This window comes from Pseudomonas sp. C7.1, from assembly GCF_056312395.1.
The window spans coordinates 3,049,863-3,061,925 of record NZ_JBWDTL010000003.1; the positions used below are offsets into that span (position 1 = coordinate 3,049,863).

Genomic DNA, 12,063 nt, shown 5'->3' on the forward strand with positions numbered 1-12,063 from the left:
CATCTGACAGACGAGCGCGAACCTGCCGGACACCAGCAAAAAAACACTCGGGGGTGGTTTAGCTCGGCAGGTAGCCGAACTTCTCCAGTGCCCTGAGCCAGCGAGCTGAATTGCGTTTGACCGACAAGGCTTCATAGTCCAGGGCGCTGTCCCGGTAGTGTTCGCGCCGCTTGAGCATGTAGTAGACGGTACGTAGCAGTTTGTGAGCCAAGGCGATGATCGCGCGCTTGTAGCCACGTCGAATCACCAGTGCCTGGAACTTGGTTTTGAATACCGATGCAGTGCGGCTGGCCGAGTGCGAGAATTCGCATAACAACCGCCGCACATGAGCATTGCCCTTACGTATCTTTCCAGGTTTGTGTTTACCTGCAGACTCGTTGTTGCCTGGACAGATGCCCACCCAGGAGGCTAATCGATCAGCGCTACCAAAGGCGTCCATGTCACTGCCGATCTCAACGATGAGTAGCGCCGCGCCGATCAAGTCAACGCCGGGCAGGGTCTGCAAAAGAGACAGGGCATTGCGCTCGCTATCGAGTTCGCTGAGCAGGCGGGCTTCGAAACGGGAAATCCGCGCTTCAAGCTCTTCAATGTGCTGCATCAACTCGTCGAGCACAAAACAGTGGCTGGCCGTCGGTTCTCCTTGCAGCGCCTCGAACAGCTCTTCACGGCTGGCCTTCAGGCGGCGCGTGGCGAACTTGAGCACTTCGTGTACGGGCTGACCCGCAATGATCGCCTTGACCATGGCCCGCGCAGAACGCCCATGCAGGTCGCTCACCACGACGCCGAGACGCACCCCGCTGTCGCTCAACACCTTGTGCAAGCGGTTCTTCTCCGAGGCCAACTGGCTGACCAGCTTCTGCCGCTGCCTGGCAATCAGGCGCAACTCGCGCAGCTTGGCCGGCGGCACAAACGAGCCACGCAAGAGCCCAGCGCGCGCCAGGATCGCCAGCCAGTGAGCATCGGCTATGTCCGTTTTGCGCCCAGGTACATTTTTGACATGCCGAGCATTGACCACCTTGGCCCTGATACCCACCGCTTCCAGGGCCGCATAGGGGCTCTTCCAGTAAACGCCGGTGCTCTCCATCACCACATCGTCCGGCTGCAGAGCCGCTACCCACTCGGCCAGCGCCCGACGATCACGCTTGAACGCGCCAAACTGACGGTGCTCGACTGTGATGCGACCATCCGTCTCTTCAATCACCGCGCAGGCAGTGATCTGGGCCTGATGCACATCCAGTCCAACCACACGTTTATAAAGGGCAATCAATTCCATACCCCACCCCTCTGCTGTCTACACTCAAGATCGGGAAGGTGGCGGTGATCGAACTGAATGAGCCTGAAGGGAACAAGTCCCCAACGGCCTATTTAGCGTTCGCTCTCGAAAGAGGCAATCCGGGGTACGAGTCAGTTCGCTGGATCATGTTAACGACGGGGTGTCTCCGCCAAAAAAACTAGCGACCTCTCACCGCCACCTTCCCTATCTATAGCTCTCTTTCATCATCAGGGGTGGCGGGGCTGCCATGACTGTTAACGCAGCAGGGCCGACGCGCAGCAGACTTTGTGCAGGTTTTCAGATCAGGATCAAATTATCCCGATGCACCAACTCGGGCTCGTCAACATACCCCAGCAACTTCTCAATGGCATCCGACGACTGACCAATGATCTTTTGCGCCTCAAGCGCACTGTAGTTGGCCAACCCACGAGCTATCTCGCGGCCATCCGGACTGACGCAAACAACCATCTCGCCGCGACGGAAACTACCCTGCACAGCCTTTACACCGACCGGCAGCAGGCTCTTGGTACCGGTGGCCAGGGCCTTGACCGCACCATCATCCAGCACCAGCGTGCCGCGAGTCTGCAGATGCCCAGCCAGCCACTGCTTGCGCGCCGCCAGCATGCCGCGCTCAGGCGCCAGCAGCGTACCCAGGCGCTCGCCCGCCTTGAGCCGCGCCAGCACCTGCTCGATAGCACCGCCGACAATCACCGTATGCGCGCCGGAACGCGCCGCCAGGCGCGCTGCACGCAGCTTGGTCTGCATACCGCCACGCCCGAGCGCGCCGCCCACACCGCCCGCGACAGCATCCAGCGCCGGATCATCGGCACGCGCCTCGAAAATCAGCTCAGCACCAGGGTTATGCCGAGGGTCGGCGTTATACATGCCGTCACGATCAGTGAGGATCACCAGCAGGTCTGCCTCGACCAGGTTGGCTACCAGCGCGGCCAGGGTGTCGTTGTCACCAAAGCGGATTTCATCGGTGACCACGGTGTCGTTCTCGTTGATCACCGGCACCACATCAAGATCCACCAGGGTGCGCAGGGTGCTGCGCGCATTCAGGTAGCGCTTGCGATCCGACAGATCGTCATGGGTCAGCAGGATCTGCGCAGTACGCCGGCCATGCTCGGCAAAGCTCGACTCCCACGCTTGAATCAGCACCATCTGACCAATCGCTGCGGCCGCCTGCAGCTCATGCATGGCACTCGGTCGCGCACCCCAACCCAGCTTGCTCATGCCGGCCGCCACCGCACCGGACGACACGAGCACCAACTCGACGCCCTGCTCGCGCAGCACAACCATTTGCCTGACCCACACCGCCATCGCTGCGCGATCCAGGCCACGCCCATCGGCGGTCAACAGCGCACTGCCAATCTTCACTACCCAGCGCTGCGCACCGGTTACCTTGTCACGCATGATCTTCCAACCCCAGCAGCGACCTGTGATTACAAAAACGCCGCAATTAAGCGGCGTTTTGTAGTTGCTTAATCCCGGACGTAAATAATTTCCGGGCCATCATCTTCGTCTTCTTCATCCCAGAAGCTATCGTCCTCATCGACGTCACCGACCGCCTTGACCCCAGTACGACGCAGCGCACGTTTGTCGTCCAGCGCCTGCAACTGAGCGCGCGCTTCATCTTCGATGCGCGTATCCAGCTCGGCCAGCTCGGCGGCGTACTCTGGATTTTCCTGAATGCGCTCAGCGCGCGCCTCTAGGAAGTCCATGATGTCATAACAGAGCTTCTCGGTACCCTCGCGCGCCAGGGCAGAAATCACATAAACCGGCCCAGCCCACTCGATCCGCTCGACGATTTCAGCGATGCGCGCTTCCTGCTCCTCATCGAGAATCTGATCCGCCTTGTTCAGCACCAGCCAGCGCTCACGCTCCGCCAGCGATGGGCTGAACTTGGTCAGCTCATCAATAATGGTGGCTGCAGATTCGGCCGGGTCTGTCAGATCCAGCGGCGCCATATCCACCAAATGCAGCAGCAGACGAGTACGCGACAAGTGCTTGAGGAAGCGAATACCCAGACCAGCTCCGTGGGAAGCTCCTTCGATCAGCCCCGGAATATCGGCGACCACAAAGCTCTTGTAGCGATCAACACTGACCACACCCAGGTTTGGCACCAAAGTGGTGAAGGGATAGTCGGCGACCTTCGGCTTGGCGGCCGATACCGAGCGGATAAAGGTGCTCTTGCCGGCATTCGGCAAGCCGAGCAAACCGACATCAGCCAATACCTTCAATTCCAACTTGAGGTCGCGCGCATCGCCCGGCTTGCCCGGCGTGGTCTGCCGTGGCGCACGGTTGGTGCTGGACTTGAAGCGGGTGTTACCCAGGCCATGCCAACCCCCCTGGGCCACCAGCAGACGCTGGCCCGCGCGGGTCAGGTCGCCAATCACTTCCTGGGTACCGGCATCAATCACCGTGGTACCAATTGGCACCGGCAGGATCAGATCCTCGCCCTTGGCACCCGTACAGTCGGTGCTGCCACCCTTCTCACCATTCTGCGCCTGGAAGCGACGGGTATAGCGGTAGTCCACCAGGGTATTGAGGTTCGCTTGAGCCTCGATATACACCGAGCCACCATCGCCGCCATCACCACCATTGGGGCCGCCCTTCTCGATAAACTTTTCACGACGAAAAGCCATCATGCCGTTACCGCCGTCGCCGGCTTTTACAAAAATCGATACTTCATCGACGAATTTCATTTTTACGCCCCCCGCAATCACGCGGGTCATCTAAACCGAGAAACACCAGGTTCTTGCAAAATTGACCTGCGCCCAAACAAACGCTAACACCCAGGACAGTTTGGCAAGAACCCCAAGAATACAGAAACAGAAAACGCCTGGAGCGTTTTCTAACGTCGCCTGCGACGACTCGCAGGATGGCCGCAATGGATGGCAAACCAATAAAAAAGCCCCGTCACAAGGACGGGGCTTTCCCAGCAGTCGCGCAATTAAGCCGCAACGACGCTCACATAACGGCGGTTGAACGCGCCTTTTACTTCAAACTTGATCACGCCTTCGATTTTTGCGAAGAGGGTGTGATCTTTACCCATGCCAACGCCGTAACCGGCGTGGAACTGGGTGCCGCGCTGACGCACGATGATGTTGCCAGGAATGATTTTCTGACCGCCATACATCTTCACGCCAAGGCGTTTAGCTTCTGAGTCGCGACCGTTGCGGGTACTACCGCCAGCTTTTTTGTGTGCCATGAGTTCAATACTCCTATAAAGGGATCAGCGCTTAACGAATTAAGCCTGAATACCGGTGATTTTGATCTCGGTGTACCACTGACGGTGGCCCTGACGCTTCATGTGGTGCTTACGACGACGGAACTTGATGATGGTGACCTTGTCGTGACGACCTTGAGCGATCACTTCAGCAACAACCTTGGCACCTTCAACAACCGGCGCGCCGATTTGCACGTCGTCGCCATTGCCGATCAGCAGAACACGGTCAAAAGTCACGGCTTCGCCAGTGGCCAGCTCGATTTTTTCGACCTTGAGGAATTCGCCTTCGGTGACTTTGTATTGCTTGCCACCAGTAACAATTACTGCGTACATGGTAAATCTCCGTTAATCCTGCTCACCCAGCGCTTTATAGGAATAAGTGTTGGCTGGCATGGCTGCTTGGGGCCTTCAAGGACACCCTTGCAATTGCGTAAGGCAGGGAAATACCCAGGGGGAAGTTCAGGGTGCGCGATTGTACGCAAGCAACCGACGCCACGCAAGTGTGCAGAGTGCTTGCCTTGACAGCCCCTACCCTGCCCGACAGGGTCTGTGCCCGTTACAGCACGGCCGCGCCGTAGCCCTGCGGGTTGCGCGTAAAATCTCGCCATGCGTTGTTGGAGGACTTGGCAAGGGAACACCATTCCCGGCGTCCTCCGCCTAGCCTGGCGAGATTTTACGCAGCAACGCGGCTTGCGCTGAAACGGGCACAGACCCTAACATGCCGCGCATCCCATGAGTAGCAGGTGCAAGCGATGCAACCCCAGGCTTTCTACCGCGTGGTGGCGGATGACTTTACCGCCGTCGACGGCATCATCCGCGCGCAACTGGTGTCGCGAGTCCCTCTGGTCGAGAAGATCGGCGACTATATTATCTCCGCTGGCGGCAAGCGCCTGCGCCCGCTGCTGGTCTTGCTCAGCGGCAAGGCGCTGGGTATAGAAGGCGACAACCTGCGGCTGCTGGCGGCCACCATAGAATTCCTACACACCGCCACTCTGCTGCACGACGACGTGGTCGACATGTCTGACATGCGCCGTGGCCGCAGCACCGCCAACGCCCAATGGGGCAATGCACCGAGCGTGCTGGTCGGCGACTTCCTTTATTCGCGCTCGTTCGAAATGATGGTCGAGCTCGGCTCCATGCCGGTGATGAAGATCCTCTCCAAGGCCACTCGGGTGATCGCCGAAGGCGAAGTGCTGCAGCTGTCGAAGATCCGTGACGCCAGCACCACCGAAGAAACCTATATGGAAGTCATCCGTGGCAAAACCGCGATGCTCTTCGAGGCCTCGACCCACAGCGCCGCCGCACTCGCCGGTGCCAATGCTGAGCAGACCGAAGCCTTGCGCACCTTTGGCGATCACCTCGGCGTGGCCTTCCAACTGGTCGACGACCTACTCGACTACCGTGGTGATGCCACCACCCTGGGCAAGAACGTCGGCGACGACCTGGCCGAAGGCAAACCGACTCTGCCGCTGATCTACACCATGCGCGAAGGCACGCCCGAGCAAGCGGCCATGGTGCGCCAAGCAATCCAGAAAGGCGGTATCGAAGATCTGGAAAGCATACGTAACGCCGTGGAAGCCGCTGGCGCGCTGGACTACACCGCCCAGCAGGCCCGCGACTACGCCGAGCGCGCCATCACTTGCCTGGATGCGCTGCCGCCCAGCGAATACCGCGACGCGCTGATCGAGCTCAGCCGCTTCGCCGTAGCGCGCACGCACTGAGGTTTGCCGCGACAGACAAGAGCCCGTCCATGTGACGGGTTTTTTATGACCGTCATTTGCTGCCACGACGAAAGGCAGCGATTAATACTTGCTATAAATACAATAAGAATTATTCTCATCTAACCACTTGAAAGGGAGATGAGTTATGACCTATCTGATCGATGCCTGGCTGGACCGCCCGCAGCCGTATCTGCGCATTCTTAACCGCAACACTGGCGAAGTCTGCGCCTTGCTTAAGGAAGATGCGCTGGATGAGTTGCGTGACCAGGGGGATCTGGACCTGCACGAGCTAAACTCTAGCGAGCCGCTGGTGCTCAAGGAGTTGGTGCGCAATCTGTTTCTTTACTGCTATGCACGGGCATTGCGCCCCTGAAACGCATCGCGGGCATGGCCCGCTCCTACACACTCGTAGGAGCGGGCCATGCCCGCGAAGGAAAACGCCAGAGGCGTTAAAGAACGTCCAGCAGCTCCACGTCAAACACCAGCACGCTATACGGCGGGATGCTGCCAACGCCTTGCTCGCCATAAGCCAGCTCGCTCGGCACATACAGGCGCCATTTGCTGCCGGCGTTCATCAGCTGCAGGGCTTCGGTCCAGCCGGCGATTACGCCGCCAACCGGAAACTCAGCAGGCTGGCCGCGATCGTAGGAACTGTCGAACACGCTGCCGTCGATCAAGGTGCCGTGGTAATGCGCACGAATGGTGTCTTCGCGGGTCGGCATAGCACCAGTACCGCTGCTCAGCACTTCATATTGCAGGCCGGAAGCCAGAACGGTGATGCCGTCACGCTTGGCATTTTCGGCAAGGAAAGCCAGGCCAGCGCCAGCAGCCGCTTCAGCCTTGGCAGTAGCCTCGGCCTGCATAATGTCGCGGATCACTTTGAAGCTGGCGGTCAGCTCGGCTTCGCTAACGCGGCTTGGCTGGCCGGAGAAGGCATCAGTGATACCGACGATGATAGCGTCCAGGCTGGCACCCGGCGGCGGGTTGTCGCGCAGCTGACCACCCAATTGACGGCCGATGCCGTAGCTGACGCGGGTTTCGTCAGTTGAGAGATTGATTTCGGACATAGCACTGCTCCGCTGGGGCTAAAAAAGGTCGGCCAGCCTAGCACAAAGCGCCTGCCCGCCCTACCCGCCTGCCGCACCTTGGCGATTGCGCCGACAACGCTCGGAGCAGTACTTCACCTCATCCCAGCAGCGCGCCCACTTCTTGCGCCAGGTGAAGGGCAGCCCGCAGACCGCACAGTTCTTGACCGGCAGCTCAGCCTTTTTCACAACGCCTCGCCGGCATCCAGCCGCGCCAGCAGCTGCTCGCCGCGCGCCCACAAGCCCTGTTGCTTGGCTTCGCTCATCTTATCCAAGCCGCGATAGATCATGCCCAGCCGATGGTTACCGGATAGCTGCTGGCGGTGGCGCATCAGGAAGTGCCAATACAGCGCATTAAACGGACAGGCCTGTTCACCGACGCTTTCTGTGACCTTGTAGGCGCAACTGCCGCAGTAGTTGGACATACGCTTGATGTACTGACCACTGGCGCAATAGGGCTTAGAGCCCAGGTAGCCGCCGTCGGCATGCATGACCATGCCCAGGGTGTTGGGCAGCTCGACCCAGTCGAAGGCATCCATATACACCGCCAGGTACCAGTCGCACACCTGGCTGGGCTGGATGCCGGCCAGCAGGGCGAAGTTGCCGGTGACCATCAGCCGCTGGATATGGTGGGCGTAGGCATGTTCCAGGGTCTGGCCGATGGCCTGGCTCATGCATTTCATCCGGGTTTTACCGGTCCAGTAAAACTCCGGCAACGGCCGGGTATTACCAAAGCTATTACGCTCGGCGTACTCGGGCATATGCAGCCAGTAGATGCCGCGCACGTACTCGCGCCAGCCGATCAGTTGGCGGATAAACCCTTCGGCGGCGTTTAGCGGCACCTGACCACGCCAGTAAGCTGCCTCGACATCGGCGCACAGGCGGCGCACATCCAACAGGCCAATATTCAACGCCGCGCTGATCCGCGCATGAAACAGAAAGGGCTCGCCAACCGCCATGGCGTCCTGATAATCGCCGAAAGCCGGCAAGGCAAAGTCGAGAAAGTGCTGCCACAACGCCTCAGCTTCGGCGTGGGTCACCGGGTAATCGAAGGATGCCAGGCTGCCGTAGTGATGACTAAAGCGCTCGGCCACCAGTGCCAGCACCTCCTGGGTAATAGCATCCGCTGGAAAGCGCGCCGTCATCGGTGCCTTGATCTGTTTGGGCAGCGCCTTGCGGTTTTCCGCATCGAAGTTCCACGCACCACCTACCGGCGTGCCGTCGCCGTTGAGCAGCAGACCGGTCTTGCGGCGCATCTCGCGGTAGAAGAACTCCATACGCAGCTGCTTGCGCCCTTCGGCCCAGCGGGCGAACTCGTCACGGTCGCAGATAAAGCGGCTGTCGGCATGCCAGGTGATTGGCACGCTGCTGCGCTTTAACTGATCCTCCAGGCGCCACTCACCACATTCGGTGATATGCACCTCGACGGCCTGCAACTGCTTCGTCCAGCGCTGCAACTCGCCGGGCAGCGAGCCGCTGTTGTCCGGGTCATCCAGTTTGACGTACTGCACGCGCCAGCCGCGCTGGCGCAGGGCCTCGGCAAAGTGGCGCATGGCACTGAAGATCAGCGCGATCTTCTGCGGGTGGTGCGGCACATAGTCGGTTTCCGCCGCCACCTCAGCCAGCAGCACAGCATCTTGTTGTGGGTCTAGCGCCTGCAAACTGGGCAAATCGAAAGACAGCTGATCGCCCAAAACCAGGGCAAGCCGGCGAGTGGTCATAGCACAACAACCTCGGTGTGTGGGCAGCGCCGCAAATGGCTCAGCACAATGTGATAAGCATCCAGGCTAAATGCCTGGGATGGTTGCTGACGGATTGAATGTAGCAAAGCCGGGTCATCGACAGTGCCCAGGTAGCGCCACTGATCCAGCACATGCCACTGCGAGAACCCATGCTCAGGGTCGCGCTCAACCAGTGCGACAGCCCCCGGCCACGGCCAGGCCGCAATACGCAGTTGCTCGCAGGCAGCCAGCAGCCGGGCATCATGTGCGGTACGAGGCTCCTGCCCACAACAAGCGCCATTACAGCCACCCAATTGCGTGGCAAAGCATGCCCCCGCGCCGCCTTCTAGACCGAGCAAACGCAAACACAGCTGATGCTTGCGCGCCTGGCTGCGTAACCAGCCCTGAGCCTGACGCCGCGAGCGGAATAGACCAACACTGCAGTCAATCTGCGCGCTGGTATCGACGGCCTGCAATGCAAGCTGCCAACCACCCTGCACGTGGCTAAGCCCCCAGGTCAACAGTTCACGCTGACGCCGCAACTGTCGGTTATACAAGGGCAAAAGACGCTTGACCTCCGCAGCCTCCAGCAACAGCGCGCCCAACTCACCCGCCGTAGGTTGCACGCGCACCTCACGGATCTGTTGAGCCACCTGCAGACTTCGGCGACTATGGTGATCATTCTGGAAATGCGACTGCACCCGCTGGCGCAAATTGCGGCTTTTGCCGACATACAGCAGCGCCTGATTCTCGCCGTAGAAGTAATACACCCCAGGGCGTGCGGGCAGCGCCTGCAAACGCTCAGCGCTAAGAAAACGCGGGACTGCCGCCTTGCGCAGCTGGCGCTGCACCTGAACCTGCAAAAGGTCAGCTGGCAGCTGCGTCAGCAGGCACGCGAGCAATTGCCAGACGGCTTCGGCATCCGGTAGCGCGCGATGGCGAAAGAAGCGGCTGATCTGCTGAGACTCACACAGCGCCTCTAGGCCGTAATCGGGTAAATCCGGCCAGGCGACGCGGGCGAGGCGCAATGTGCACAGCTGCCGGTAACGCACCGACAAGCCCGCAAGGGTAAAGGCACGCCGCAAAAAAGCATGGGCGATGCGCAGGTTGTATCCGACCACCACCCGCCCGTCCAATAACTGGGCCAGCTCGATAGCGATCTCGGCAAACGCCGGCTGGGCATCCAATTCTGCAGGCAACACGCCGGACAGCCGCGACACGTGGCTGGGCAACGCGCAGGCCGGCTTCAACAACCAGGTATGGCGCGCCATAACTGCGCCTGCCTCGACCTGCAGCAGGGCAATTTCCCAGATGCAGTCCTTCCCAGGATGCAAACCTGTGACCTGTACATCTATAACGGCCAGCGGGCGCGCAAGCAGCGGAATTGGGGGGCTCAAGGTGTTACCAGGAAGAGTTGAAGGAAATCGGCACACGTAGGGTGTCCTGGGTACCGTCCTGCATGCCGCACATCTCGTCATGCACCACCGCGTGCACCAGGTGAAACGGCACGCGCGGCAGATCGTGCAGCAGATCGCGGGCATCCTCGACCGAGCGCAGGTGCAGGGTTTTGCCATGACCATCACTGAGCGGATGGGCACGGCCATCCATGTGCGCCTCCAGCAGGTAGATACCGCCCTCGATGGAGATCAGGTTGAGCGCTTCGATATGCCCAGCATGGGCGTGCAGTGACAACTCTTGCAGATTCATGGCGATGTCCTCGGGCGGCTAAAGCTATACAAAAATCTATACAAATACAATTCTTGTATAACAACAGAAAAGCACAAGGCACAACGCAAACCGCCCGTCCGTTTTGCGACGGCCGGGCGGCGGGAGGAACGCGAAAAGGGGATCAGTGCTTGGTCAGCTTATCCAGATAGCCCATGGCAAAAGCCGAGAGAACGAAGGCCATGTGGATGATCACGTACCACATCAGCTTGCTGTCGGGGATGTTCTGCGCATTCATAAATACTTTGAGCAGATGGATCGAGGAAATCGCCACGATGGAGGCCGCTACCTTCATCTTCAGCGAGCTGGAGTCCATCTTGCCCAGCCAGCTGAGCTTCTCGGTGCCCTCCTTAATATCCAGCTGAGAAACGAAGTTCTCATAACCGGAAATCATCACCATCACCAGCAGGCCGCCGACCAGCGCCATATCAATCAACGACAGGATCACCAGAATCAGATCCGCCTCGGCCATGCCGAAGACATTAGGCAGAATGTGGAAGACTTCTTGAAAGAACTTCAGCGCCAGCGCCAGCAGCCCCAGCGACAGGCCAAAGTAGATAGGTGCCAGCAGCCAACGTGAGGCATACATGGCATTTTCGATAAAGCGTTCCATAAGGGCTCACTCAGGGTTCAAGGCTGCCGGCGAGTATACCCAGCGCCCTCGCCCAAACAACCCCGGAACGCGGCAAACGATGGCCGTTCAGGTTATCCCCGGCAACTGTGGATAACCTTGTGGGCAGGCTCAGGATTAATGGCCGTAAGCCTGATCTACAGCGGCTTTTCGGCGACTGGTCAAATACTCGGCAAGTGCCCGCTCAGGTTTCCGGCTGAAACTGACAATCGCGCAAATGGTGGCCCCGCTCACCGTTCAAGCGGCGCAACTCAGCCTGAATATGCAGGCGCCAGATCGGCACGTCGGCAGATTGCTCATAGCCCATACCCTGCAGGCTTTCAGCGATATCAACGAGGATGCTTTCGGCGGCTAAAGCCCCGTGGAATGGGCCCTGCGCCTTGATCGTGGAGGGCTGCGCACCTGCCATGCCGGCCGCGCAGATCAGCGTCCAGAGGCCATTGTTGCCGGCCAACGGCAACACCACGCATTCGATACGGGTATCCAGGCCCAGACAATGGCGGGTGAGATTGAGGCTGCGCGACATGGCGACGACCCTCTCGGGAGCAGGTCTTCAGCCTACACCCGAGCAAGCGTTGCTGGGAAGCCAACAGTTACCCCCACTTACTGTGGATAACTCTGTGGATGAAGTGAGGAAAAGCCGGCCTGAGCCAGGTGCACTGGCCGATGATGTAA

General features: G+C 59.6%; 14 protein-coding genes. 2 read left to right on the forward strand and 12 right to left on the reverse strand.

What is annotated here, in order from left to right; translation table 11 throughout:
- Nucleotides 1-58: 58 nt before the first annotated feature.
- The 5 genes from AC0T4W_RS17750 to rplU form a co-directional block, all read right to left on the reverse strand.
- A complete protein-coding gene (locus AC0T4W_RS17750; RefSeq protein WP_476316702.1) occupies nt 59-1,273 on the reverse strand; it encodes an IS110 family RNA-guided transposase in 1,215 nt (404 codons plus the stop codon).
- Between the two features lie 297 nt (nt 1,274-1,570).
- Nucleotides 1,571-2,689, reverse strand: a complete 1,119-nt coding sequence (proB, locus tag AC0T4W_RS17755; RefSeq protein WP_476321210.1) for a glutamate 5-kinase — start codon at nt 2,687-2,689, stop codon at nt 1,571-1,573.
- A 68-nt stretch (nt 2,690-2,757) separates the two neighbouring features.
- Nucleotides 2,758-3,981: an Obg family GTPase CgtA gene (gene cgtA, locus AC0T4W_RS17760; RefSeq protein WP_476321212.1), complete on the reverse strand. Its 1,224-nt coding sequence runs from the start codon at nt 3,979-3,981 to the stop codon at nt 2,758-2,760.
- 248 nt (nt 3,982-4,229) lie between these two features.
- On the reverse strand, nt 4,230-4,487 hold the full coding sequence (rpmA, locus tag AC0T4W_RS17765; protein WP_003176049.1) for a 50S ribosomal protein L27: 258 nt from the start codon (nt 4,485-4,487) through the stop codon (nt 4,230-4,232).
- Nucleotides 4,488-4,526: 39 nt separating this feature from the next.
- Nucleotides 4,527-4,838 (reverse strand): 50S ribosomal protein L21, encoded by a 312-nt coding sequence (gene rplU, locus AC0T4W_RS17770; RefSeq protein WP_339414415.1) that lies wholly within the window; start codon nt 4,836-4,838, stop codon nt 4,527-4,529.
- Nucleotides 4,839-5,257: 419 nt separating this feature from the next.
- Here rplU and AC0T4W_RS17775 point away from each other — a divergent pair, with 419 nt between their 5' ends.
- Nucleotides 5,258-6,226 (forward strand): polyprenyl synthetase family protein, encoded by a 969-nt coding sequence (locus AC0T4W_RS17775; RefSeq protein WP_476321215.1) that lies wholly within the window; start codon nt 5,258-5,260, stop codon nt 6,224-6,226.
- Between the two features lie 145 nt (nt 6,227-6,371).
- Nucleotides 6,372-6,599 carry a PA4570 family protein gene (locus AC0T4W_RS17780; protein ID WP_090249418.1) on the forward strand — a complete coding sequence of 76 codons (228 nt, stop codon included), beginning with the start codon at nt 6,372-6,374 and terminating at the stop codon, nt 6,597-6,599.
- A 76-nt stretch (nt 6,600-6,675) separates the two neighbouring features.
- On the opposite strand, the gene AC0T4W_RS17785 is transcribed toward AC0T4W_RS17780, so the two are convergent.
- From AC0T4W_RS17785 to AC0T4W_RS17815, 7 genes are all read right to left on the reverse strand, one after another.
- Nucleotides 6,676-7,293 carry an FKBP-type peptidyl-prolyl cis-trans isomerase gene (locus AC0T4W_RS17785; RefSeq protein ID WP_476321217.1) on the reverse strand — a complete coding sequence of 206 codons (618 nt, stop codon included), beginning with the start codon at nt 7,291-7,293 and terminating at the stop codon, nt 6,676-6,678.
- A 60-nt stretch (nt 7,294-7,353) separates the two neighbouring features.
- Nucleotides 7,354-7,500: a DUF2256 domain-containing protein gene (locus AC0T4W_RS17790; RefSeq protein WP_476321219.1), complete on the reverse strand. Its 147-nt coding sequence runs from the start codon at nt 7,498-7,500 to the stop codon at nt 7,354-7,356.
- Complete coding sequence (locus AC0T4W_RS17795; protein WP_476321221.1) at nt 7,497-9,032, reverse strand: cryptochrome/photolyase family protein; 1,536 nt, start codon at nt 9,030-9,032, stop codon at nt 7,497-7,499. The genes AC0T4W_RS17790 and AC0T4W_RS17795 overlap by 4 nt, the downstream gene beginning before the upstream one ends.
- Nucleotides 9,029-10,429 carry an exonuclease domain-containing protein gene (locus AC0T4W_RS17800; RefSeq protein WP_476321223.1) on the reverse strand — a complete coding sequence of 467 codons (1,401 nt, stop codon included), beginning with the start codon at nt 10,427-10,429 and terminating at the stop codon, nt 9,029-9,031. The genes AC0T4W_RS17795 and AC0T4W_RS17800 overlap by 4 nt, the downstream gene beginning before the upstream one ends.
- A gap of 4 nt (nt 10,430-10,433) precedes the next feature.
- Nucleotides 10,434-10,739 (reverse strand): DUF6482 family protein, encoded by a 306-nt coding sequence (locus tag AC0T4W_RS17805; protein ID WP_476321225.1) that lies wholly within the window; start codon nt 10,737-10,739, stop codon nt 10,434-10,436.
- Nucleotides 10,740-10,881: 142 nt separating this feature from the next.
- Nucleotides 10,882-11,370 (reverse strand): TIGR00645 family protein, encoded by a 489-nt coding sequence (locus AC0T4W_RS17810; RefSeq protein ID WP_476321227.1) that lies wholly within the window; start codon nt 11,368-11,370, stop codon nt 10,882-10,884.
- A 202-nt stretch (nt 11,371-11,572) separates the two neighbouring features.
- Complete coding sequence (locus tag AC0T4W_RS17815; protein WP_476321229.1) at nt 11,573-11,914, reverse strand: PA4575 family protein; 342 nt, start codon at nt 11,912-11,914, stop codon at nt 11,573-11,575.
- Nucleotides 11,915-12,063: the final 149 nt, after the last annotated feature.

What these genes read in the sequence shown, in the direction of transcription:
- AC0T4W_RS17750 (WP_476316702.1), bottom strand. Translation starts at nt 1,273, where the DNA reads ATGGAATTGATTGCCCTTTATAAACGTGTGGTTGGACTGGATGTGCAT.
- proB (WP_476321210.1), bottom strand. Translation starts at nt 2,689, where the DNA reads ATGCGTGACAAGGTAACCGGTGCGCAGCGCTGGGTAGTGAAGATTGGC.
- cgtA (WP_476321212.1), bottom strand. Translation starts at nt 3,981, where the DNA reads ATGAAATTCGTCGATGAAGTATCGATTTTTGTAAAAGCCGGCGACGGC.
- rpmA (WP_003176049.1), bottom strand. Translation starts at nt 4,487, where the DNA reads ATGGCACACAAAAAAGCTGGCGGTAGTACCCGCAACGGTCGCGACTCA.
- rplU (WP_339414415.1), bottom strand. Translation starts at nt 4,838, where the DNA reads ATGTACGCAGTAATTGTTACTGGTGGCAAGCAATACAAAGTCACCGAA.
- AC0T4W_RS17775 (WP_476321215.1), top strand. Translation starts at nt 5,258, where the DNA reads ATGCAACCCCAGGCTTTCTACCGCGTGGTGGCGGATGACTTTACCGCC.
- AC0T4W_RS17780 (WP_090249418.1), top strand. Translation starts at nt 6,372, where the DNA reads ATGACCTATCTGATCGATGCCTGGCTGGACCGCCCGCAGCCGTATCTG.
- AC0T4W_RS17785 (WP_476321217.1), bottom strand. Translation starts at nt 7,293, where the DNA reads ATGTCCGAAATCAATCTCTCAACTGACGAAACCCGCGTCAGCTACGGC.
- AC0T4W_RS17795 (WP_476321221.1), bottom strand. Translation starts at nt 9,032, where the DNA reads ATGACCACTCGCCGGCTTGCCCTGGTTTTGGGCGATCAGCTGTCTTTC.
- AC0T4W_RS17805 (WP_476321225.1), bottom strand. Translation starts at nt 10,739, where the DNA reads ATGAATCTGCAAGAGTTGTCACTGCACGCCCATGCTGGGCATATCGAA.
- AC0T4W_RS17810 (WP_476321227.1), bottom strand. Translation starts at nt 11,370, where the DNA reads ATGGAACGCTTTATCGAAAATGCCATGTATGCCTCACGTTGGCTGCTG.
- AC0T4W_RS17815 (WP_476321229.1), bottom strand. Translation starts at nt 11,914, where the DNA reads ATGTCGCGCAGCCTCAATCTCACCCGCCATTGTCTGGGCCTGGATACC.